The following is a 266-nucleotide window of genomic DNA, read 5'->3' on the forward strand; positions in this document are numbered from 1 at the left end:
CTCATCAGGTTTTTGCTGCAGGAGATTTTGAAGACCCGCATGGAACCCACATCATTTGTTTTAATATCGTTTTAGAAGCCTTAAAATGTTTAAGAAAAACAGAAAATTGGGCTAAAAACTGCTGGCTTTGGATGTACCGTGGAGCATGGCATGAATTTGAGACCCACGAAATTGAAATGGCAGTACCCTTGAGCCCGCAAGAAGTGGAGCGAAAAAAGCAGGCTATTTTTAAACATCAAAGCCAGAAAGATAAGGCTGTTTTCCCG

General features: G+C 41.4%; 1 protein-coding gene. It reads left to right on the plus strand.

The genetic code is table 11. From position 1 onward, the window contains the following. Nucleotides 1-266, plus strand: a 266-nt coding sequence (locus tag SB719_RS20530) for a hypothetical protein (protein WP_412159796.1), incomplete at both ends; no start/stop codon positions are given.

It is taken from the genome of Pantoea sp. SIMBA_079 (assembly GCF_046940275.1).
GTDB classification, from domain to species: Bacteria; Pseudomonadota; Gammaproteobacteria; order Enterobacterales; family Enterobacteriaceae; genus Pantoea; species Pantoea borealis.